The 21,028-nt window shown below is 69.0% G+C and carries 19 protein-coding genes; 13 read left to right on the top strand and 6 right to left on the bottom strand.

Features of this window, described 5'->3' with window-relative positions; genetic code table 11:
- Nucleotides 1-7: 7 nt before the first annotated feature.
- The 5 genes from QZ753_RS08525 to QZ753_RS08505 form a co-directional block, all read right to left on the bottom strand.
- Nucleotides 8-1,006 carry an ABC transporter permease gene (locus tag QZ753_RS08525; RefSeq protein ID WP_294642783.1) on the bottom strand — a complete coding sequence of 333 codons (999 nt, stop codon included), beginning with the start codon at nt 1,004-1,006 and terminating at the stop codon, nt 8-10.
- Complete coding sequence (locus QZ753_RS08520; protein WP_294642781.1) at nt 990-2,483, bottom strand: sugar ABC transporter ATP-binding protein; 1,494 nt, start codon at nt 2,481-2,483, stop codon at nt 990-992. Before QZ753_RS08520 ends, QZ753_RS08525 begins: the two co-directional genes overlap by 17 nt.
- 82 nt (nt 2,484-2,565) lie before the next feature.
- Complete coding sequence (locus QZ753_RS08515) at nt 2,566-3,747, bottom strand: substrate-binding domain-containing protein (RefSeq protein WP_294642779.1); 1,182 nt, start codon at nt 3,745-3,747, stop codon at nt 2,566-2,568.
- Between the two features lie 84 nt (nt 3,748-3,831).
- Nucleotides 3,832-4,746 (bottom strand): alpha/beta hydrolase, encoded by a 915-nt coding sequence (locus QZ753_RS08510; protein ID WP_294642778.1) that lies wholly within the window; start codon nt 4,744-4,746, stop codon nt 3,832-3,834.
- Between the two features lie 362 nt (nt 4,747-5,108).
- Nucleotides 5,109-6,131: a Gfo/Idh/MocA family oxidoreductase gene (locus QZ753_RS08505; RefSeq protein ID WP_294642777.1), complete on the bottom strand. Its 1,023-nt coding sequence runs from the start codon at nt 6,129-6,131 to the stop codon at nt 5,109-5,111.
- A gap of 429 nt (nt 6,132-6,560) precedes the next feature.
- Here QZ753_RS08505 and uxaC point away from each other — a divergent pair, with 429 nt between their 5' ends.
- The 10 genes from uxaC (at nt 6,561) to QZ753_RS08455 (ending at nt 16,317) form a co-directional block, all read left to right on the top strand.
- The gene (gene uxaC, locus QZ753_RS08500; RefSeq protein ID WP_294642775.1) at nt 6,561-7,967 is read left to right on the top strand and encodes a glucuronate isomerase; all 1,407 of its coding nucleotides are present in this window, start codon (nt 6,561-6,563) and stop codon (nt 7,965-7,967) included.
- Nucleotides 7,968-8,108: 141 nt separating this feature from the next.
- Nucleotides 8,109-9,083, top strand: a complete 975-nt coding sequence (locus tag QZ753_RS08495; RefSeq protein WP_090964918.1) for a TRAP transporter substrate-binding protein — start codon at nt 8,109-8,111, stop codon at nt 9,081-9,083.
- A 127-nt stretch (nt 9,084-9,210) separates the two neighbouring features.
- The gene (locus QZ753_RS08490) at nt 9,211-9,801 is read left to right on the top strand and encodes a TRAP transporter small permease (RefSeq protein WP_294642773.1); all 591 of its coding nucleotides are present in this window, start codon (nt 9,211-9,213) and stop codon (nt 9,799-9,801) included.
- Between the two features lie 5 nt (nt 9,802-9,806).
- Complete coding sequence (locus QZ753_RS08485; RefSeq protein ID WP_294642772.1) at nt 9,807-11,087, top strand: TRAP transporter large permease; 1,281 nt, start codon at nt 9,807-9,809, stop codon at nt 11,085-11,087.
- 11 nt (nt 11,088-11,098) lie between these two features.
- Nucleotides 11,099-11,893: a FadR/GntR family transcriptional regulator gene (locus QZ753_RS08480; protein WP_294642771.1), complete on the top strand. Its 795-nt coding sequence runs from the start codon at nt 11,099-11,101 to the stop codon at nt 11,891-11,893.
- A complete protein-coding gene (gene kduI, locus QZ753_RS08475) occupies nt 11,890-12,726 on the top strand; it encodes a 5-dehydro-4-deoxy-D-glucuronate isomerase (RefSeq protein WP_294642770.1) in 837 nt (278 codons plus the stop codon). The genes QZ753_RS08480 and kduI overlap by 4 nt, the downstream gene beginning before the upstream one ends.
- Nucleotides 12,726-13,484 (top strand): 2-dehydro-3-deoxy-D-gluconate 5-dehydrogenase KduD, encoded by a 759-nt coding sequence (gene kduD, locus QZ753_RS08470; RefSeq protein ID WP_294642768.1) that lies wholly within the window; start codon nt 12,726-12,728, stop codon nt 13,482-13,484. Before kduI ends, kduD begins: the two co-directional genes overlap by 1 nt.
- Before the next feature lie 5 nt (nt 13,485-13,489).
- Nucleotides 13,490-13,828 carry a cupin domain-containing protein gene (locus QZ753_RS08465; RefSeq protein ID WP_294642766.1) on the top strand — a complete coding sequence of 113 codons (339 nt, stop codon included), beginning with the start codon at nt 13,490-13,492 and terminating at the stop codon, nt 13,826-13,828.
- A 74-nt stretch (nt 13,829-13,902) separates the two neighbouring features.
- Complete coding sequence (locus tag QZ753_RS08460; RefSeq protein WP_294642763.1) at nt 13,903-14,676, top strand: phosphodiester glycosidase family protein; 774 nt, start codon at nt 13,903-13,905, stop codon at nt 14,674-14,676.
- Between the two features lie 102 nt (nt 14,677-14,778).
- Nucleotides 14,779-16,317: a cryptochrome/photolyase family protein gene (locus QZ753_RS08455; RefSeq protein WP_294642760.1), complete on the top strand. Its 1,539-nt coding sequence runs from the start codon at nt 14,779-14,781 to the stop codon at nt 16,315-16,317.
- Nucleotides 16,318-16,330: 13 nt separating this feature from the next.
- Here the strand turns inward: QZ753_RS08455 and QZ753_RS08450 are convergent, their stop codons facing one another.
- Nucleotides 16,331-17,260, bottom strand: coding sequence for a LysR family transcriptional regulator (locus QZ753_RS08450; protein ID WP_294642757.1), 930 nt, complete (start codon nt 17,258-17,260; stop codon nt 16,331-16,333).
- A gap of 132 nt (nt 17,261-17,392) precedes the next feature.
- Between QZ753_RS08450 and QZ753_RS08445 the strand changes: the two genes are divergently transcribed.
- Genes QZ753_RS08445 through QZ753_RS08435 form a run of 3 tightly spaced genes read left to right on the top strand, consistent with a single transcriptional unit; the run spans nt 17,393 to nt 20,738 of the window.
- The gene (locus QZ753_RS08445; RefSeq protein ID WP_294642755.1) at nt 17,393-18,577 is read left to right on the top strand and encodes an aminotransferase; all 1,185 of its coding nucleotides are present in this window, start codon (nt 17,393-17,395) and stop codon (nt 18,575-18,577) included.
- Nucleotides 18,574-19,626 carry an agmatinase gene (gene speB / locus QZ753_RS08440; RefSeq protein WP_294642753.1) on the top strand — a complete coding sequence of 351 codons (1,053 nt, stop codon included), beginning with the start codon at nt 18,574-18,576 and terminating at the stop codon, nt 19,624-19,626. Before QZ753_RS08445 ends, speB begins: the two co-directional genes overlap by 4 nt.
- Before the next feature lie 26 nt (nt 19,627-19,652).
- Complete coding sequence (locus tag QZ753_RS08435; RefSeq protein ID WP_294642750.1) at nt 19,653-20,738, top strand: extracellular solute-binding protein; 1,086 nt, start codon at nt 19,653-19,655, stop codon at nt 20,736-20,738.
- Nucleotides 20,739-21,028 lie beyond the last annotated feature (290 nt).

The raw sequence follows: 21,028 nt of genomic DNA, 5'->3' as shown, positions 1-21,028 counted from the left end.
GCCGTCGTCAGGCGCTGGCGCGCTTGCGGCCGAAGGCGACGGCGAGGACGATCAGGGCGCCCGCCACCATGTTCTGCTCGCTGACGTCGAGGCCCATGATGATCAGGCCGTTGTTGATCGTGCCGATGAGGAGCGCGCCGACGAAGGTGCCGATGATGGTCGCCTTGCCGCCGAAGAGCGAGGTGCCGCCGAGGATGACGGCCGCGATCGCCGCGAGCTCCGCGCCGGTGCCGAAGTTGTAGCGCGCCGTCTGCATCATGCCGGAATAGAGCATGCCGGCGACCGCACCCGCCGCGCCCGAGATCAGGAAGCAGTAGAGCTTGATGCGCTTGACCGGAACGCCCGAATACTGCGCCGCCACGCGGTTGCCTCCGGTCGCCAGCACCTGCCGGCCGAAGGACGTGTAGCGCAGGACGACGTGGCCGACGGCGGCGATCACGAGCGACCAGAGGAAGAGCGAGGGGATGCCTGCCACGTTGCCGGAGCCGAAGATGCCGGTGAAGGTGGTGTCGGAGATCGCCACGGGCTTGGTGTAGGTCAGGCGCATGTCGAGGCCGCGCACGAACTGCATCATGCCGAGCGTGACGAGGAACGAGGGGATGTTGACGACAGTGACGAAGAAGCCGTTGATCGCCCCGACGGCGAGGCCCGCGAGGATCGCCGCCACGACGCCGCCGACGATGCCGAAGCCCGCCTGCATCACGAGCGCGGCAACGAGAGCCGAGAGCGCCGCCGTCGAGCCGATCGACAGGTCGAGTTCGCCCGCCGCGATGACGAAGGTCATCGCGATCGCCATGACCGCGATCATCGAGGTCGTGCGCGTGATGTTGAAGAGGTTGGCGGTGGTCAGGAAGCCCTTGTCGCCGATCGTGACGGCGAAGAAGAGCAGAACGGCCGCGAAGAAGAAGTAGACGACGAAGTCGCTCCACTGGATCGTCGAGCGCCGGACCGCCGGTTTGGTGGCGGCTGCGGCCGGGGCCGCCGATGCGTTAGCCTTGGACTGCATGGTGCAGCACCTCCTCCGATGCGATGTCGCGGCGTTCCATGGTTCGAACGACGGCGCCGTCGTGCAGCACGACGAGGCGGTCGCTGAGGGCGAGAAGTTCCTCGAACTCCGAGGAGATGACGACGACGGCCGTGCCCTTGTCGGCGATCGCGCGCACGATCGCGACGATGTCGGCCTTGGCGCCGATGTCGACGCCGACCGTCGGCTCGTCGAGGATCAGGAGGCGCGGATTGCGGGCGAGCCATTTCGCCAGCACGACCTTCTGCTGGTTGCCGCCCGACAGGAGCCGCACGACCTTTCCCAGGCCGTCGGTGCGGATCTTGAGGTCGCGCACCGCCGCCTCGCCCTCGTTCGCCGCCTCGCGGTCGCGCACGAAGAGCCCGCGCCCGAAGCGCTGGAGGCTCGGAAGCATGAAATTGTCGTGGACCGTGTGCTCGAGGACGAGGCCTTGGCGGCGGCGGTCCTCCGGCACCAGCGCGACGCCGGCGGCCATCGCCTCGGCGGTCGAGGTCACCGGCTTGCCGTCGATCCGGACGCTCCCGGCTCCGATCGGGCGCACGCCGAAGATGGCCTCCGCGATCTCGGTGCGGCCCGAGCCCATGAGGCCCGCAAGGCCGACGATCTCGCCGGCCGCGACCGTGAAGCTCGCGCCCCGCACGCGGTTGCCGACGTCGAGCCCCTCCACTTCGAGGACGGGCCTCGCGTTCGGTTCGCGCGCGCGCTCGCGATAGGTCAGAGAGGCGACCGAGCCGGAGCCCAGCATCGCCTCGATCAGCCCGTCCATGCCGACGTTGCGGCATTCGTCGGTCAGCACCGTCTGGCCGTCGCGCATCACCGTCACGCGGTCGCAGATCGTGAAGATCTCCGACATGCGGTGCGAGATGTAGACGATCGAGATGCCGCTCTCCTTGAGGCGGCGGGCGATGCGGAAGAGCGACTGCGTCTCGGTCTCGGAGAGCGAGGAGGTCGGCTCGTCCATGATGAGGACGCGCGCGTTCTTCGACAACGCCTTGGCGATCTCCACCATCTGGCGCGCGCCGGTGGACAGGAGTTCGACGGGCGTACGCGGGTCGATGTCCTCGCCGAGGTCCTTCAGGATTTCGGCCGCGCGCCGGCGCGCCGCGCCGTCGTCGAGGAGGCCGCCGGCGCGGCGCGGCTCGCGGTGGAGGAAGATGTTCTGCGCGACGGTGAGCGTCGGCACGAGGCTGAGTTCCTGGAAGATCATCGCGACGCCGGCCGCTTCCGCCTCCAGCGGAGTCTGGAAGTTCAGTTCGCGGCCTTCGAGCGTCAGCGTCCCGGCATCGCGGGTGTAGACGCCGGTCAGGATCTTCATCAGCGTCGACTTGCCGGCGCCGTTGCCGCCCATCAGGGCGTGGATCTCGCCGCGGCGCAGCTCGAACTGCGCCTTCTTGAGGACCGGGATGCCGTTGAACGACTTCTCCATGTCCCGCATCTCAAGGATGGTCGCGTCCTGCATGCCCTCTGGCTCCTCGATGCGCAGCGAACGGCGGCTTTGGGCAAGACGGCGGAAGCGGCACAACGCCGCTTCCGCCGGCTCGTCAGTTCGACAGGGCGGCCGACATCTCGGCCGGCAGGTCGTGGCGGTAGATCGTCTTGTAGGACGCCGGCAGGTTCTCGCGGTTGACGGCGAGCGGCGGCACGACGACGTAGGGCGGGGTCGTCTCGCCGATCAGCGCGAGGGCGCCGACCTTGGCCTCGGCCGCGCCCTGGTCGTAGGGGCGCTGCGAGGAGATGCCGGCGATAAAGCCCTTGCCCGCCATGTTGGCGGCGACGATCTGGTCGAAGTTCTCGCAGACGATCTTGAAGTTCTCCGGCGACAGGCCGGCGATCTGGGCGGCGGTCGCCGCGCCCATCGCCGGGATGCTCCAGGAACCGTAGAGGCCGTTGAGGTTGGGGTAGCGGGCGAGCAGCGCCTGCGCCACCTCCTGGCCCTTGTTCGGGTCGTCGTGGCCGGCGGCGGCGACGAGCTTCACGTCGGGATACTTCGCCATCAGGCGGGCGACGAAGCCCTCGTAGCGCAGGTTGGTGACGTAGAAATCGTTGGCGAAGTACATGGCCGCCACATCGCCCTTGCCGCCGATGGCGCGGGCGAGTTCGTCGGCGATGTACATGCCGAGCGCGAGGTTGTCGGACGAGACGATCGAGACGTAGTCCTTGCCCGGATCCATGCCGTCGACCGCCTGGTCGATGAAGACGACCTTGGTGCCGGCCTCGGCGATTCGCTTGTAGGCGGCGGCCGTGGTCTGGCCGTTCAGCGGGATCGAGACGAGGAGGTCGGGCTTCAGGACCGCGATGGAATCGAGGTCGGAGATCTGCTTGGCGTCGTCCCAGTTGGCGTTGGTCTCGGCCACGACCTCGATGCCGAGCGAGGCGAAGTTCTCCTTGAGGCCGTTCAGCTGCTCCGACGCCCAGTCGTCGCCGAGCCAGCCGAGCGAGATCGCGACCTTGAACTTGCCCGCCTTCACCTTGTCGATCTGCTCGGGAGTCAGCTGGATCGAGGAGCCGAGAACGCCCTTCTCGCCGCGCTGGCCGTCGCTGACGACGGTCGAGGAGAGATCGTCGATCTTGGCGAGCTCGAGCGTCTTCTCGCTCGGCGCCTGATACCAGAGCGGCTGGTCGAGATCGGCCGCGATGTTGTCGGCGGCGAAGGCACCGGTGGCGAGCGCCGAGCCGGACAGGAAGAGGGCGGCGCCGAAGGCGGCGCGCTGGAACATGCGCATGGATTTCCTCCCGGAAGATCAGGTTTTGGCAGACGTTCGGATGTCGGGGGCGCGCCGGTTTCCTCGCGCGGCGCGCCGGTCGTGTCAGGCGCGGTTCAGCATGAACTCGCGCAGCATGGTGGCGAGGCGCTCCTCGGCCTCCCAGGCGAGGCTGTGGCCGCATTCCTCGAAGACCTCGGAGCGCTCGACGCCCTCGGAGACCTTGAGCATCTGGTCGCGCACCAGGGGGCCGAAGAATTCCGGCGCGCCGACCGTCATGATCGGGAGCGTCAGCTTCTTTTCCTTCAGCTCCTTGTTGATGCGCCCGTTCTTGAGACCGGCGCGATAGGTCTCGAGACAGCCGCGCAGGCCGCCCGGCGCCGAGAGGCGGGCGATCCATTCCGAGATGGCCTCGTCGGAGATCGCCGTCGGGTTCCAGGTCTCGGCCTTGATCCAGAACTCCCAGAACTCGCGCTCGCGGCCCTGGATCAGCATCTCGGGCAGGTGGGGGATCCAGAAGAAGGGGATGTGCCAGACCCAGACGCCCTGCTGGCGGTACTGGGCGGAGATGTTGTCGGGCGTGAAGTTCGACCACTCCTCGAGCCCTTCGCCCGAGAGGAGCATCTCGCAGAAGGAGAGGGTCTTCACCCGGTCGCGCTGCGTGGCGGCGAGCACATAGGCGAACTCGGCGCCGCGGTCCTCGCCGTGGAGGTGGAACTCGTGGTGGCCGAGCTGCGTCATCAGCTCCGCCATGTCATTGGCGTTGGTGAGGCTGTCGTAGCCCTCCTCGACAGGCGGCTTGTCGGTGTAGCCGAAGCCGCGCAGGTCCGGCGCCACCACGGTGAAGTGCTCCGTCAGGAGCGGCATGAGCTTCGCCCAGTAATAGTGGGTCTTCGGCGTGCCGTGCATCAGGAGCAGCGCGGGGCCCGTGCCCGCCGTCACGTAGTGCATGCGGATGCCGTTCACCCGCGCACGGCCGTGCTTCACCGGCCGCCCAGCGTGGTCGACGATCTCAACCATCCATCCTCCCATCCGCCCGATCTGTCCGGCGGATCCGTCCTCCGCCGCGCCGCCGAGCGCCATCTCCACGACCGCACGATCTCAATTCGTGAACATTTTGTCAATATGGAAAACATGTGTTCAGTTATCGCGCGGCGATATAGGCCGATGGCGGGGGGTCATGGTCCCGCCGGCCGGAGGACGCGCTGCGCCGAGTCAAGAAAAGGGTTCGGGGGCTTGCGCGTCACGACCATCGGTCGGACCGTGCCCCTGAGTTTCCAGCCGCTCGCACGCAAATGTGCGAAGGAATCTCACGCGCCGACATGCGGCGGCAAGACGGCTGGCTGCCATTTTTCACCATCGGGACGCGAACCGGCCGCGGTTCAGATCCGGACCGGCACCGGCTGTCCGTGGGCCTCGGACGAGGCGAGGATCGCCTCGATCAGCGCATGCACCTTCAACGCCTCGCGCCCGGAGACGCGCGGGGTCCGGTGGTGCGCGACGGCCTCCAGGAAGTCGGCGAGCACGCGCTGGTGGTTAAGGCCGGAGAAGGCCATCGGGTCGGCGCCCGCCCCGTTGCTGCTGGCGCCGTCGTCGATCCGGCGGTGCGGGCCGTCGACGAGCCACAGATCGGCGCCGTCCGCGTCGAAGCGCAGCGATCCCCTGGTGCCGAAGATGTCGATCGCGTCGGGAAAGCCGGGAAAGGTCGCCGTGGTGGCGCTGACCGCCCCGAGCGCCCCACCCTCGAAGCGCAGGACCGCATGGGCGACGTCCTCGGTCTCCATCCGGTGGGCCCGGCTGGTCTTGGCGAGGCCCACGACCTCGAGCGGCAGACCGACGAGCGCGATCATCGCGTCGAGCGTGTGGATGCCCTGCGTCAGGAGCACGCCGCCGCCGTCCCGCGCGCGTGTTCCCCGGCCCGCCTCGTCGTAGTAGCTCTGCGGGCGGAAATTCGACAGGCGCGCACCGACGCTGACGATCTCGCCGAGACCGCCGTCGGCGATGAGCCGCCCGGCCGCCTCGATCGACGGGCGGAAGCGGTTCTGCAGGACGATGGCGAGCGTCACGCCCGCCGCCTCGCAGACGTCCACCAGCGCCCGTGCCCGCCGACCGTCGACCTCGAGCGGCTTTTCCAGGAGCACGGACTTGCCGGCCGCCGCCGTTCGACGGACGAGATCGAGATGGGTCGAGGGCGGCGTCAGGAGCATGACGGCATCGATCGACGGATCGTCGAGGATCGCCTCGAGGCTCGGCGCGGCCGTGAAGCCGTGCCGGGCGGCAAAGGCCGTGCGGCGCTCCACCGACGGGCTGAACACGCCGGCCACCTCGACCCGGTCGCGGAGCGCCTTCAACGCCGCGACATGTGGGGCCGCGGCCATGCCGAGACCGATCAATCCGAGCTTCATCCATTCCTCCTCAAGCGCGGCCGCCTTCCCCGCGGGCGCTCCCGCCGCTCGCCGGCGACGTGTCCCCTCCGACCTCTGATCCCCATGGGCGAGGGTTGGACAATCCGTCCAGCTTACAGCCGGAGGACGTCGTGCTTTGGGTTCCCCGCGACGGTCCGGCAAGGCCGGACGTCTGTTTTGGAGACCCTCCCGTGACCAAAGTTTCGAACCTGCCGTTCCTCGCCCTCATCGCCTCGATCATCGCCTTCGGCGTCGCCGTTCCCGCCGCGGTCCTTCTGACGCTCTGACAGCGACACCCGGGGCCGCTCGATGCGAGCCCCGAGATCCACAGCGCGAGACGAAGTCATCGTACAAGTTTTCAAGTCGTATGTTGACATGATTTCCTGACCGACGCTACGTTGGTCCTGCCTTGGGAGGGGCGGGACCAACATGGCGCTGATCGACCCGAACTACCTGTTTCCGGCCGACCCCGCCCTGCGCACTGTCGCCCGCGATCTCTACGACGGCGTCCGGGACCTGCCGATCGTCAGCCCCCACGGGCACACCGATCCCCGCTGGTACGCCGAGAATGCGGCCTTCCCCGATCCCGCCCAGCTCCTGATCGTTCCCGATCACTACATCTTCCGTATGCTGTTCAGCCAGGGACACCGGCTGGAGGACTTCGGTGTCGCGACGCTGGACAGCGCGCCGGTCGAGACGGACGGGCGGACGATCTGGCGGCGCTTCGCCAAGTCGTATGATCTCTTTCGCGGAACGCCCACCCGGTCCTGGCTCGACTACACGTTCCAGACGCTCTTCGGCCTCGACGTCCCGCTCGCGGAGCGGACGGCCGACCACTACTACGACACGATCGCCGAGGCGCTCGCGACCGACGCCTTCCGCCCCCGCGCGCTGTTCGAGCGCTTCCGCATCGAGGTCATCGCGACGACCGACGGCGCGCTCGACGACCTGTCGGCGCACCGTGCGATCCGCGACAGCGGCTGGCAGGGCCGCGTCGTGCCGACCTATCGCCCCGACGCCGTGGTCGATCCCGACTTCGAGGGCTTTGCCGCCAATCTCGATCGGCTCGCCGACGTCTCGGGCGCCGATACCGGCACCTGGAACGGCTATCTCGATGCGCACCGCCGGCGCCGGGCCGCGTTCCAGGCGCTCGGCGCGACGGCGACCGACCACGGGCACCCGACCGCCGAGACTGCCAACCTATCGGTGGCCGAGGCCGCCCGCCTCTTCGACCGGGTGCGCCGGGGCGCGGCCGATGCCGGCGAGCGCGCCCTCTTCCGCGCCCAGATGCTGACCGAGATGGCGCGCATGAGCGCCGAGGACGGGCTGGTGATGCAGATCCATCCCGGCTCGCTCCGCAACCATTCGGCCGCGATGTTCGCCCGCTTCGGCCGAGACAAGGGCTTCGACATCCCGACGCGCACCGATTACGTGCGTGCGCTCCAGCCGCTTCTCGACGCCGTCGGCACCGATCCGCGCGCGAGCGTCATCCTCTTCACGCTGGACGAGACGAGCTACGCGCGCGAACTCGCCCCGCTCGCCGGCGTCTATCCCGCGCTGAAGCTCGGCCCCGCCTGGTGGTTCCACGACAGCCCGGAAGGCATGCGCCGCTTCCGCGAGGCGACGACCGAGACGGCCGGCTTCTACAACACGGTCGGCTTCAACGACGACACGCGCGCCTTCCCCTCGATCCCCGCGCGCCACGACGTCGCGCGGCGCGTCGACTGCACCTTCCTCGCCCGCCTCGTCACCGAGCACCGCCTGCGCGAGGCGGAAGCGCACGAGCTGGCCCACGACCTCGCCTACGGCCTCGCCAAGAAGGCCTACCGGCTCTGATACCGCCACGCCGTCGAACGAGCGCGATCGACGACGCAAGGCGCAAGCCCGGACGGGCGTCCGACGCCTGCGGACGAGGCAGCTCAAGGCACGACTGACCAGAACAGGGCGAAAAGCCCGGACCCTTTGGAGGAACACAAAATGCGCATGATGAAACTCTTGGCGGGCGTCGCGCTCGCGTCTCTTCTCGGCATGGGCGCAGCCGGCGCCCAGACGCTCCTTCGCTCGTCCGACACCCACCCGGACGGCTATCCGACGGTCGAGGGCGTCAAGTATTTCGGCGAGCTGGTGAAGGAGCGCACGGCCGGGCGCTACGAGGTGGAGGTCTACCACTCCGCCCAGCTCGGCGAGGAGAAGGACACGATCGAGCAGGTGCGCTCGGGGGTCATCCAGCTGAACCGCGTCTCCATGGCGCCCTTCAACGGCACGGTGAAGGAGACGATCGTCCCGGCGCTGCCCTACGTCTTCCGCGACGAGGAGCACATGCACAAAGTGATGGACGGCCCGGTCGGCGACCAGATCAAGGCGGCCTTCGAGCCGGCCGGCCTCGTCGCCCTCGCCTTCTACGATGCGGGCTCGCGCTCCTTCTACAACTCCAAGAAGCCGATCCGCACGGTGGCGGACCTCGCCGGCCTGAAGTTCCGCGTCATCCAGTCCGACATCTTCGTCGACATGACGTCGGCGCTCGGCGCCAATGCGACCCCGATGCCCTACGGCGAGGTCTATTCCTCGATCGAGACCGGCGTCATCGACGGGGCCGAGAACAACTTCCCGAGCTACGACACGGCGCGCCACGTCGAGGTCGCGAAGTACTATTCGCTCGACCAGCACACGATCCTTCCCGAGGTCTTCGTGATGAACAAGGCGGCCTTCGACGCCCTGACGCCGGAGGATCAGGCGATCTTCCGCCAGGCCGCCAAAGACAGCGTCGGACGCCAGCGCGAGTTGTGGACCGCGATGACGGAGAGCTCGCGCAAGAAGGTCGAGGAGGCCGGCGCCGAGATCAACGAGGTCGAGAAGCAGGGCTTCATCGACGCGATGAAGCCGGTCTACGACAAGCACGTGAAGGACGACGTCCTGCGCAAGCTCGTCGAGGACGTGCGCGCGACGCAGTAAAGGCGGCTCTATCGGGGTCGGCACCGCCGGCCCCGACCCCTATTCCACAGCCAGCCGAAGGCCGCGCGTCACCGCGCGCGGCATCGGCGCCCCGCACCCCTGCCTCCCCCGCGCAACGGATGATCCGATGTCCGCACAGCCGATCTATGGCGTCCCGATCCTGTCACGGTTCAACCTCGCCGCCCTCTATGTCGCGGGCATCGGGCTCGTCCTGATGACGCTGATGGTCGGCTGGCAGGTCTTCTGCCGCTACGTCCTCAACGATTCGCCCAGCTGGACCGAGCCCGGCGCGGTGATGCTGATGAGCTGGTTCATCTTTCTCGGCGCCGCCGTCGGCGTGCGCGAGAACAACCATCTCGGCTTCGACGTCCTCCTCTATGTCGTGCCGCCCGGCGGCAAGAAGTGGCTGCGGATGATCTCCGACATCGCGATCCTCGTCTTCGGGATCGGCATGGTCTGGTACGGCTCCAGCCTCGTCGCGCTCACCGCCGCGACCACGCTGCCCGCGCTCGGCATCTCCGGCGCCTGGGACTACTACCCGATCGTCGGCGGCGGGGCGCTCGTCTCGCTGTTCGCGCTGGAGCGCATCGTCCTGCGCCTGTCGGGCGCGCCGATCGACGCGGCGCTCGACGAGGTCGCCCCGTCCGAGATCGCGGTCGAACTCGAGAACATCGCCGACGTGCGCCGCGACGCGGCCGACCTCAACGCCAAGGGCTGACCGTCATGGAACTCCTGATCCTCTTCGGCAGCTTCACGGCCCTGATGCTGATCGGCACGCCGATCGCCTTCTGCCTCGGCATCTCGAGCCTCGCCACGGTCGCCTATATGGGCCTGCCGCCGCTCGTCGTGTTCCAGCGGCTGAATTCGGGCATGAGCGTCTTCTCGATGCTCGCCATCCCCTTCTTCATCTACGCCGGCGACCTGATGGTGCGCGGCGGCATCGCCGGGCGCATCGTCGCCTTCGCGGCCAGCGTCATCGGCCACGTGCGCGGCGGCTTGGGGCAGGTCAACATCCTGACCTCGACCCTCTTCGGCGGCATTTCCGGCTCGGCGGTGGCGGAAGCGGCGGCCGTCGGCAGCATCATGATCCCGCAGATGAAGTCGCGCGGCTACGGCGCGGACTACGCCGTCAACGTCACCTCGATGGCGGCGCTGATCGCGCTTCTCCTGCCGCCCTCGCACAACATGATCATCTACTCGATCTCGGCGGGCGGGCGCATCTCGATCGCCGACCTCTTCACCGCCGGCATCATCCCCGGCCTGCTTCTCGCCGCCTCGCTGATGGTTACGGCCTATATCGTGGCGCGAAAGCGCGGCTATCCGACCGAGCCCTTCCAGGGGTTCCTCGTGATCGGCCATCTCCTGGCCGCCGCCGTTCCCGGCCTCCTTCTCATCGCGATCATCTTCGGCGGCGTGCGGTCCGGCATCTTCACGGCGACCGAGAGCTCCTGCATCGCCGTCCTCTACGCACTCCTTGTCACCACCTTCGTCTATCGGCAGCTGACTTGGGCCGACTTCGTTCACGCGACGATGGGCGCGGTGCGCACCACCGCCATGGTCCTCCTCATCATCGGCACGGCCGCCGCCTTCTCCTGGCTGATGGCGTTCCTGCGTGTGCCGGCGACGCTGGTCGACTGGATGCAGGGGCTGTCCGACAACCCGATCATGATCCTCCTCCTCCTCAACGTCCTGATGCTCTTACTCGGCACCTTTATGGACATGGGGCCGACGATCATCATCACGACGCCGATCTTCCTGCCGATCGCCACCGCCTACGGCATCGATCCCGTGCATTTCGGGGTGATCATGATCCTGAACTACGGCATCGGGCTGAACACGCCGCCCGTCGGCGGGGTGCAGTTCGTGGCCTGCGCCGTCGGCCGGATCACGGTATGGGAGGCGATGCGCTCCGTATGGCCGTTCTACGGGGCGGGCGTCGTGGTCCTGCTGCTCGTGACCTACATTCCCGCCCTGTCGCTGTGGCTGCCAGCCGTGTTCCGATAAGGGTCTGACCGATGTCCGAAGCATTCGTGGATGGGCGCGTCGAGCGCAAGGCGAAGCTCTCGGAGTCCGTCGTCAGCGCGCTTCGCGCCCAGATCATCGCCGGCGACTTCGCCGTCGGCGAGAAGCTGCCGACCGAGACGCGCATGTCCGAGATCTTCGGCGTCAGCCGCACCGTGGTGCGCGAGGCCGTCGCCATCCTGTCGGCCGACGGGCTGGTCGAGCCGCGCCACGGCGCGGGCGTCTTCGTGCGGATGAACCCGCAGCGCCGCATCGCCTCGATCGCCGCCGACGTCGGCGACCGCATCAGCCAGGCGATCAACGTGCTCGAGGTGCGCATGGGCATCGAGATCGAGAGCGCGGGGCTCGCGGCCGAGCGCTGCAACGCCTCGCAGGCGGCCCGCATCCAGGAGGCCTTCTTCGAGTTCGACCGCCTCATCCCGCTCGGCGAGCAGACCGGCAAGGCGGACTTCGCCTTCCACCGCGAGATCGCGGCGGCGACCAACAATCCGTTCTACGTCGACATCCTCGACGCGCTCGGCGACCGCACCATCCCCTGCGACCGCACCTCGCCCTGGTATTCGGTCGAGGTTCTCTCGCCGCAATACCTGATGGGTCTGCAGCGCGAGCATCTCGCGGTGCTCCAGGCGATCACGGCGGGCGACCCGACGGGCGCGCGCGACGCGATGCGCCGGCACCTCACCTCCGCCCAGCAGCGCTACCGCCGCCGCCTCGCCCACCAACAGGACTCCTATGCCGCCGCCGCCGGCGGCCAGCGCCCTCCCGATACGGAACCAGGACCATCATGACGATCGACCACGAGACACGCTTCGCCGTCCATCCCGATGCGGCAGCAGCCATGGGCACCGAGGACCTCCGCCGGCACTTCCTGATCCAGGACCTCTTCCAGCCCGGCCGCATCCGCCTCACCTACACCCACTACGACCGCATGATCGTCGGCGGTGCCGTTCCGGGCGCCGATCCCCTCCCCCTCGAAACCATCCGCCCCAACGGCACCGCGCGTTTCCTCGAGCGCCGCGAACTCGTCGTCGTCCATGTCGGCGGCGGCGCGGCGGAGATCCGTGCCGGCGAAGAGAGCCACACGCTCCGGCCGCGCGACATGCTCTATGTCGGCATGGGCGAGGACGTCGCGTTCCGCTCCGCCGATGCCGGCGATCCCGCGCGGCTCTATCTCCTGTCGGCGCCCGCCCACCGCGCCCTGCCGACGCGGCACCTGCCGCATGCGGCGGCCAAGCGCATGGATCTCGGCGCCCGCGCCACCGCCAACGAGCGCTCGATCTTCCAGTACACGACGACGATCGAGACCTGCCAGATCGTCGTCGGCATGACCCAGCTGGCCGAAGGCTCGGTCTGGAACACGATGCCCGCGCACATCCACGACCGGCGGATGGAGGCCTATCTTTACTTCGACCTGCCCCCCGAGGCGCGGGTCTTCCACATGATGGGCGCGCCCGACGAGACGCGCCACATCGTCATGGCCAACGAGGAGGCGGTCGTCTCGCCGCCCTGGTCGATCCATTCGGGCTGCGGCACCAGCGCCTACGCCTTCGTCTGGGCGATGGCGGGCGACAACGTCGACTACACCGACATGGACCCCGCGCCCCTGAAGGACATGCGCTGATGACCCCGGATCCCTTCAGCCTTCGGGGCCGCCGCATCGCAGTGACCGGCGCCAACACCGGGATCGGCCGGGGCATCGCGCTCGCCGTCGCCCGCGCCGGGGGCACGGTCGTCGGCATCGGCCGTTCGGCGATGGACGAGACCGCCGCCGAAATCGAGGCGGCGGGCGGCGTGTTTTCGAGCTGCCGCGTCGATCTGTCGAACGTCGCGGCAGGCGTCGAGGCGCTGGACGACATCATGGGCGAGGCGCCGCTCGACGGTCTCGTCAACAATGCCGGGATCATCCGGCGGGCGGATTCCACCGAGTTCACCGAGGCCGACTGGGACGCGGTGATGGACGTGAACCTGAAGTCGGTGTTCTTCCTGTCTCAGGCCTTCGCGCGAAGCTGCCTCTCCGCCGGCCGGCCCGGACGGATCGTCAACATCGCCTCGCTCCTGTCGTTCCAGGGCGGCATCCGCGTGCCGTCCTACACGGCGGCCAAGCACGGCGTCGCGGGGATCACCAAGATCCTGGCCAACGAATGGGCGGCGCGCGACATCAACGTCAACGCCATCGCGCCCGGCTACATCGAGACCAACAACACGGCGGCGCTGCGCGCCGACCCGGACCGATCCCGCGCGATCCTCGAGCGCATCCCGGCCGGTCGCTGGGGCGAGGCCGACGACATCGGCGCGGCGACGGTGTTCCTTCTCGCCGACGCCGCACGCTACATCCATGGCGCCATCCTGCCGGTCGACGGCGGCTGGCTGGCGAGGTGACCCCGATGACCGCGACCCCCGACATCTTCGCACGCGCCGGCGACGGCACTTGGGAGCCGACGCCCGACGGCAACGAGCGGCGCATCGTGTGCTGGACGCCGGAGCTCATGATGGTGGAGTTCCGCTTCGAGGCCGGCGGCGTCGGCTGGCTGCACGAGCACCCGCACGTCCAGTCGAGCTATGTCGCGGAAGGCGCCTTCGAGGTGACCGTGGACGGGCGCACCGAGACGCTGCGCGCGGGCGACTGCTTCATCGTGCCGTCCGGCCTGCGGCACGGCGTGAAGGCGCTGGAGAAGGGCCGTCTCGTCGACACGTTCACGCCGCACCGCGCCGACTTCCTGTAGCGACCGCATCCGCCGGCGTTGCCCCGCACCGCCGCATCGGGCAAGGAGCGGGGCAACGCTGGCGGAGGCTCGACATGCGACGACTGGTTGGGGCGATCGGCCTGTGGACGTGGCTCTTCAGTGGCCTGCCGGCGCAGGCCGAGGAGGCGGCAAGCCCCTGCGCGCCCGACCGCTTCGAGGACGCGGCCTATCTCGTCTGTACGGTCGACCCGGTCGCCTCCGACCTCCGGCTCTTCTGGCGCGGTTCCGACGGCGCGCCGTTCCGGCGGTTCGCAAGCCTTGCCGAAGCGCTGGAACCTGAGGGCCGCACGCTGATCTTTGCCGTCAACGCCGGCATGTACGACACCGACTTCTCGCCGATCGGCCTCTATGTCGAGGACGGACGCGAGCTGCGACCGCTCGACCGGACGGTGATGACCGGCTCGCCCGGCAGCATCCCGAACTTCTACAAGCAGCCGAACGGCGTCTTCTTTCTCGGCGAGGCGGGCGCGGGCATCCTTTCGAGCGATGCCTTCGAGACCAGGCGCCCGCAGGTGCGCTTCGCCACCCAGTCCGGCCCGATGCTGGTGATCGGCGGCGCGCTGCACCCGGCCCTCATCCCCGGCTCCAGCGACCGCACGCGGCGCAGCGGTGTCGGCGTGTGCGAAAACGGTAGGGTCCGCGTCGCGATCAGCGAGGGGCGCGTCAACTTCCACGACTTCGCGCGGCTGTTCCGCGACCATCTCGGCTGCCCCGACGCCCTGTTCCTCGACGGCGGCAACGGAACGGGGCTCTACGACCCGGCGCTCGGGCGCGACGACACGTCGTGGCACGGCGGCTACGGCCCGATGCTCGCTCTGGTGCGCTGATCCCGCACCCGTCATGCGGCCTTGCGGCGCGGACGGCTTGAAGCGACCGGCACGGCGGTCATCTAGCGGTGACCACCGCCGCCCGAGGATGCCGCCGCACCGATGACCACGATCCGCTTCGTTCTCGGCGACCAGCTGTCGCGCAACCTGTCGAGCCTGTCGGACCTTGCCAAGGGCGACGTCGTGCTGATGGCGGAGGTCGACGACGAGGCGACCTATGTGCGCCACCACCAGCGCAAGATCGCCTTCCTGTTCGCCGCCATGCGGCACTTCGCAGCCGACCTGAAGGCGGACGGCGTCCGCGTCGACTACCTCAGCCTCGGGGGCGAGCGGAAGGCCGCAAGCTTTGGCGAGGCGCTCGGCGACGCCATCGCCCGCCACAAGGCGAGCCGCGTCGTCGTCACCGAGCCCGGCGAATGGCGCGTTCTCGAGATGATGAAGGGCTGGGAGGCCGCGTTCGGCGTCCCCGTCGAGATCCGCCCCGACGACCGTTTCCTGTGCTCGCTCGACGAGTTCGAAGCCTACGCCGGGGACCGGTCGTCGCTCCTGATGGAGGCGTTCTATCGCGGCATGCGCGAGCGCACCGGCTACCTGATGGGCCCCGACGGCAAGCCGGAGGGCGGCCGCTGGAACTTCGACGCCGAGAACCGCAAGCCGCTCCCCAAACGCATCATCGTACCCCAGCGACCGCATTTCGAGCCGGACGAGACGACTGAAGGAGTGCTGGCGCTAGTCGCACGTCGCTTCGGCAACCATTTCGGCTCGCTCGCCGACTTCGACTATCCGGTGACGCGAAGCGATGCGAAGCGCTACCTCGCGTGGTTCGCCGGCAAGGCGCTGCCGGATTTCGGCGCCTACGAGGACGCGATGCGCCAGGGCGAGCCGCTTCTCTTTCACTCCCACCTGTCGGCGCTGATCAACTGCGGCCTTCTCGATCCGCGGGAATGCTGCGAGGCGGCGGAGGCCGCCTACCGCGCCGGCACGGTGCCGCTGAATGCCGCCGAAGGCTTCATCCGCCAGATCATCGGCTGGCGCGAGTTCGTGCGCGGGGTCTACTGGCGCGAGATGCCGGGCTACGGCGCGCGCAATGCGCTCGAGGCGACGCGCCCGCTGCCCGACTTCTTCTGGACCGCCGACACGGACATGAACTGCCTGAAGCAGTCGATCGGCGAGACCGCGGCCAACGCCTACGCCCACCACATCCAGCGCCTCATGGTGATCGGCAACTTCTGCCTTCTCGCCGGTCTCGACCCGGTGGAGGTGCAGGAATGGTATCTCGTCGTCTATCACGACGCCTACGAATGGGTGGAGATGCCGAACGTCGTCGGCATGATCCTCTACGCCGACGACGGCGTCTTCGCGACGAAGCCCTATGCGGCGTCGGGCAACTACATCAACAAGATGTCGAACTACTGCGGCCACTGCCGCTACGACGTGAAGCAGCGCACCGGCGAGGACGCCTGCCCGTTCAACTACCTCTACTGGGACTTCATCGCCCGCCACCGCGAGCGCTTCGAGGACAATCCGCGCATGAGCCGGACGGTCTACACGCTCTCGCATATGGACGAGACGAAGGTCGAGGCGATGCGCGGCGACGCCGGCCGCTTCCTCGACGCGCTCCAGCCCTATCGTCAAACTTGAGCGGCGGCGCCCGTCACGGGCTGGCCGGCCAGGCCGTCTCGATGCTGGCGAGAAACGCGGTGAGGACGTCGCTGCCGCGCCTCGCGCGCGGCGTATAGAGCTCGAACAGGCAGACATAACCGACATCGCCCGGCCGGATGCGGCGCATGCGACCGGCGGCAAGATCGGCCTCAGCCGCGTGATGCGGCAGGAAGCCAATGAAGCGGCCGGAGCGGATCAGGATGAGTTCCGGCTCGATCTGCTGCACCGTCGCCTCGATGCGCCAGCGGATGCGGCGCATGCCGTCCTCCTCGCGCCAGTAGCCGCGATGGACATAGGGCGCGGCGGCCAACACCTCGTCGGTCAGTTCCGCGTCGGGCCGCTCGAAGAACGGGTGGCCGGCGCCGCAGTAGAGGCCGTGGCTCTCCTCGTAGAGCGGGCGGTAGTCCAGCCCCTCGACGCGAGAGCGATGGCTGCCGATGCCGCAATGGTAGAGCCCTTCGGCGACCTTCGGCTGGATGTCCTGCGGCCGCTCCTGCACCAGCACCAGCCGCACGTCGGGCGCCGTGCGGCCGAAGGCGGCGATCACCTCGGTGATGCGGTTAGCGGGATCGCTCGCCACGGAATCGAGGATGGCGACGCGCAGCTCGCCCCGAAGCTCGCCCTTGAGGGCGGCGACATCGGCGGCAAAGTCGCCGAGCGCCTGCGCGAGGCGTCGCGAGGCCTCGTGCACCGCCTGGCCGCGCTCCGTCAGCCGGAAGCCGCCGCGCCCGCGCTGGCAGAGCGAGAAGCCGATGCGCTCCTCGAGCGCGGTCATGTGGTTGCTGATCGTCGACTGGCCGATGTTGAGTTCGGCCTCGGCGCCGGCATAGCCGCCCCCGCGCACCACGGCGTCGAACACCTGGAGAAGACGCAGGTCACTTCCCGAGACACGCATCGAACCCGCCTTTCCCTGGACGATCATCAAGGTGAACCTTGATAGAAGCCTATGGCGCGCGCGTCGATCCCGATCCTATGGTCAACAACACGCCACCGGCCCAATGTGATCATTCCGCATGCATACGGTCTCCCGCTTCCATTCGACGAAATGCCTGGCATGACGGCGGCGACGACGCGCCTTGCCCGTGTCGCGGTGCCGCCGATCGCGCAGGCGGGACGCTGGGCCGCGCTCTACGACGGCGCCCATGGGCCGCTCGTCGACTGCAGCCAGGCGGTTCCGAACCGGCCGCCGCCGCCCGAACTCGCCGCGCGCCTCGCCGAGGCGGCGGGGGCGCCCGCGCAGGCCCGCTACGGCGACATTCTCGGCGATCCCGCCCTTCGCCGGGCCTATGCGGCGCATGTCTCGGAGCGCTACAGAACCCCGATCGACCCCTCGCAAGTCGCCATCACCAGCGGCTGCAACCAGGCCTTCTTCGCCGCCATGGTCGCGCTGGCGGGCGCGGGCGACGCGGTGATCCTGCCGACGCCTTGGTACTTCAACCACCAGATGACGCTGGAGATGCTCGGCATCGAGCCGCGTCCGCTGCCGCTCGACGCCGCCGCAGGCTTCCTGCCCGATCCGGACGCGCTGGAGGCGATGATCGACGCGCGCACGCGCGCCGTCGTCCTCGTCTCGCCCAACAATCCGACCGGCGCCGTCTATCCGGACGCGCTCCTCGCCCGCATCCTCGAGATCGCGGCCCGCGCCGGCGTGACGCTCGTTCTCGACGAGACCTATCGCGACTTCCTGGACGACGAGGCCCGTCCACACACGCTGTTCGCGGCGCCGGCGGCCGAGGACCATCTCGTCGCGCTCTATTCCTTCTCGAAAAGCTACGCGATCCCCGGCCACCGGATCGGCGCGCTGATCGCGGGCGCCGCCCTGATGGCCGACATCGAGAAGGTGATCGACTGCATCCAGATCTGCGCCCCGCGCCCGGCGCAGGCGGCGCTTCCCTGGGCGATCGAGGCGCTCGGCGACTATCGCCGCGCCAGCGCCGCGGCGATCGCCGAGAGGGCTGCGACGTTCCGCGAGGCGTTCGCGGGTCTTGCCGGCTGGCGCATCCGGCAGATCGGCGCCTACTTCGCCTTCGTCGAGCATCCGTTCGCGGGCACGCCCTCGGCCGTCGTCGCCGAGCGCCTCGCGCGCGAGTTCGGCATCGTCACCCTGCCCGGCTCGTTCTTCGGCCCCGGCCAGGACCGGTTCCTGCGCATCGCCTTCGCCAATGTCGAGGCGCCGTCGATCGCCGAGATCGCCCGCCGCCTTGCCCTCGTTCCCTACGCACTGGACGCCCCCGCATGACCCTCGATCTTGAAGCCCTGCGCGCCCGCTTCGGCGGCGACAACGAACGCCGCATCTACGACGAGGGCTTCGCCCGCGTCGCCTCGAAGCTCTTCGATCCGAAGGGGACGCGCGTCGCCCCGTTCGCCGGCGTGCCGACGCTCCTCGACGCGCCGCACCGGCCGACCGACTGGTCGGCGCCGGACTTTTCCGGCCTCGACGTCGCACTGCTCGGCGTGCCGATGGATCTCGGCGTCACCAACCGCAACGGCTGCCGCTTCGGGCCGCGGGCGCTGCGCACCATCGAGCGCGTCGGGCCCTACAACCACGTCCTGAAGACGATGCCGACGCTGGACCTTGCCGTCGCCGATGTCGGCGACGTGCCGTTCCGCTCGCGCTTCGACCTCGCCACCTCGCACGAGGACATCGAGGCGACGCTGGCCAAGATCGCGGGCGCCGGCGTCATCCCGCTCTCGGTCGGCGGCGACCATTCGATCTCGCTGCCGATCCTTCGTGCGCTGGGACGGGAGCGGCCCGTCGCGATGATCCATATCGACGCGCACTGCGACACGAGCGGCCCCTTCGACGGCTGCAAGTTCCACCACGGCGGGCCCTTCCGCCAAGCGGTGCTCGACGGCGTGCTCGATCCCACGCGCACCATCCAGATCGGTATCCGCGGCTCGTCCGACTACCTCTGGGAGTTCTCGACCGAATCCGGCATGACCGTGATCCACGCCGAGGAGATCACCGAGCTCGGCATTCCCCGGATCGTCGAGATGGCGAAGCGGACGGTCGGCGACGCGCCGGTCTATCTCTCCTTCGACATCGACAGCCTCGACCCGGCCTTCGCGCCCGGCACCGGCACGCCCGAGATCGGCGGCCTGTCGACCCGCGAGGCCCAGAGCCTCCTGCGCGGGCTCGCCGGCATCCGCCTCGTCGGCGGCGACCTCGTCGAGGTCGCGCCGCAGTACGACGCCACCACCAACACCGCCCATGCCGGCGCGCAGATGCTGTTCGAGATCCTGAGCCTCGTGCCCTTCTCGCCCGGCCGCGCCGGCGTCCCAGCCTGACGATCCACCGAACGGAGACAAGCGACATGACGACTTCCATCGCCCATCCGACCCGCCGCACGGTGCTTCTGGGCGCGGCGGCCGGCGCCGCGACACTTGCCATGCCCGGCATCCTGCGCGCGCAGGACCGCTCGCTGAAGGTCGGCGTCTACGGCGGCTACTTCAAGGATTCCTTCGACGAGAACGTCTTCCCCGCCTTCACGAAGGCGACGGGCATCGCGGTGGAGGGCATCGCCGAGCCGACCGGCGAGGCCTGGCTGGTGCAACTGGAGCAGGCGGCGCGCGCGGGCGTCGCGCCGGCCGACGTGTCGATGATCAGCCAGGTCGCCATGCGCAAGGGCCTGTCGACCGAGCTCTGGGCGCCGCTCGACCTCGCGCGCATCAAGAACGCCAAGGACATCCTGCCGCCCTTCCTCGTGAAGTACCCGGACGAGCGGGTGGCGGGCGTCGGCGCCGTCGCGTGGTACATCAACCTCGTCACCAACACCGAGGCCTACCCGACCGCACCCGACAGCTGGGCCGCCTTCTGGGACCCGGCGAACGAAGGCAAGCTCGGTCTCCTCGCCCTCGTCTCGAACTCGTTCCTCCTCGAGGTGACGGCCAAGACCTTCTTCGGCGGCACGCAGGTGCTCGACACCGAGGAGGGCATCCTCAAGGTCATGGACAAGCTGGCCGAGGTGAAGCCGAACGTTCAGCTCTGGTATCGCGACGAGGCGCAGTTCGAGGCGGCGCTGAAGTCGGGCGAGATCCCGATGGGCCAGTACTACCACGACGTGACGGGCCTTGCGGCCTCCAAGGGCGCGCCGGTCCGCTCGACCTTCCCGAAGGAAGGCGGCATCTCGGATTCGGGCTGCTGGGCCGTCAGCAAGGCCTCGACGAAGCTCGACATCGCGCACGAGTTCATCGACTACATGACGCAGCCCGCGACGCAGGCGCTGCTCGCCCGCAAGGTCGGCACCGCGCCGGTGATCCAGCGCTCGCTCCTCGACCTGACGGACGCCGAGTTCGCGGCCGTCTCCTCCACCTCCGAGCCGATCGTGCCGCGCTACGACCTCTACGTGTCGAAGGCCGACTGGCTGAACCAGAAGTGGACCGAGCTGATCGTCGGCTGAGCGCGTCCGGCAGAACCTCCGGGCGGAGGGCCGGCGGGGGATCGGTGTCCGAGGCGAGGCGCCGGGCGCAGCCCATGCAGCGCTTGGACGAGCATCGGCGACGACGCCCCGGAACCGTAGATCCGGCAGGCCCACCCCCGCGAGGGTTCGTCGGACGCTCCACGAGCGTCCAGCGCCCGCCTCACCCCGTCTCAGGAGTTTTCCAGCCCATGACAGCACTCGTGCTCTCCGGCGTGACGAAGCGCTACGGCGCGGCGACCGCCGTGGACGCCGTCGACCTCACGATCCCG

Origin of the sequence: uncultured Aureimonas sp. (assembly GCF_913775355.1) — a bacterium.
Classification (GTDB): Bacteria; Pseudomonadota; Alphaproteobacteria; order Rhizobiales; family Rhizobiaceae; genus Aureimonas.
The sequence above is the reverse complement of the archived record's forward strand: the minus strand, read 5'-3'. Positions and strand labels throughout refer to the sequence as shown.

What these genes read in the sequence shown, in the direction of transcription:
- QZ753_RS08495 (WP_090964918.1), top strand. Translation starts at nt 8,109, where the DNA reads ATGCGCATGATGAAACTCTTGGCGGGCGTCGCGCTCGCGTCTCTTCTC.
- QZ753_RS08460 (WP_294642763.1), top strand. Translation starts at nt 13,903, where the DNA reads ATGCGACGACTGGTTGGGGCGATCGGCCTGTGGACGTGGCTCTTCAGT.
- QZ753_RS08485 (WP_294642772.1), top strand. Translation starts at nt 9,807, where the DNA reads ATGGAACTCCTGATCCTCTTCGGCAGCTTCACGGCCCTGATGCTGATC.
- QZ753_RS08510 (WP_294642778.1), bottom strand. Translation starts at nt 4,746, where the DNA reads ATGGTTGAGATCGTCGACCACGCTGGGCGGCCGGTGAAGCACGGCCGT.
- QZ753_RS08515 (WP_294642779.1), bottom strand. Translation starts at nt 3,747, where the DNA reads ATGCGCATGTTCCAGCGCGCCGCCTTCGGCGCCGCCCTCTTCCTGTCC.
- QZ753_RS08445 (WP_294642755.1), top strand. Translation starts at nt 17,393, where the DNA reads ATGACGGCGGCGACGACGCGCCTTGCCCGTGTCGCGGTGCCGCCGATC.
- QZ753_RS08465 (WP_294642766.1), top strand. Translation starts at nt 13,490, where the DNA reads ATGACCGCGACCCCCGACATCTTCGCACGCGCCGGCGACGGCACTTGG.
- QZ753_RS08525 (WP_294642783.1), bottom strand. Translation starts at nt 1,006, where the DNA reads ATGCAGTCCAAGGCTAACGCATCGGCGGCCCCGGCCGCAGCCGCCACC.
- QZ753_RS08455 (WP_294642760.1), top strand. Translation starts at nt 14,779, where the DNA reads ATGACCACGATCCGCTTCGTTCTCGGCGACCAGCTGTCGCGCAACCTG.
- speB (WP_294642753.1), top strand. Translation starts at nt 18,574, where the DNA reads ATGACCCTCGATCTTGAAGCCCTGCGCGCCCGCTTCGGCGGCGACAAC.
- kduD (WP_294642768.1), top strand. Translation starts at nt 12,726, where the DNA reads ATGACCCCGGATCCCTTCAGCCTTCGGGGCCGCCGCATCGCAGTGACC.
- kduI (WP_294642770.1), top strand. Translation starts at nt 11,890, where the DNA reads ATGACGATCGACCACGAGACACGCTTCGCCGTCCATCCCGATGCGGCA.
- QZ753_RS08480 (WP_294642771.1), top strand. Translation starts at nt 11,099, where the DNA reads ATGTCCGAAGCATTCGTGGATGGGCGCGTCGAGCGCAAGGCGAAGCTC.
- QZ753_RS08450 (WP_294642757.1), bottom strand. Translation starts at nt 17,260, where the DNA reads ATGATCGTCCAGGGAAAGGCGGGTTCGATGCGTGTCTCGGGAAGTGAC.
- uxaC (WP_294642775.1), top strand. Translation starts at nt 6,561, where the DNA reads ATGGCGCTGATCGACCCGAACTACCTGTTTCCGGCCGACCCCGCCCTG.
- QZ753_RS08520 (WP_294642781.1), bottom strand. Translation starts at nt 2,483, where the DNA reads ATGCAGGACGCGACCATCCTTGAGATGCGGGACATGGAGAAGTCGTTC.
- QZ753_RS08490 (WP_294642773.1), top strand. Translation starts at nt 9,211, where the DNA reads ATGTCCGCACAGCCGATCTATGGCGTCCCGATCCTGTCACGGTTCAAC.
- QZ753_RS08435 (WP_294642750.1), top strand. Translation starts at nt 19,653, where the DNA reads ATGACGACTTCCATCGCCCATCCGACCCGCCGCACGGTGCTTCTGGGC.
- QZ753_RS08505 (WP_294642777.1), bottom strand. Translation starts at nt 6,131, where the DNA reads ATGAAGCTCGGATTGATCGGTCTCGGCATGGCCGCGGCCCCACATGTC.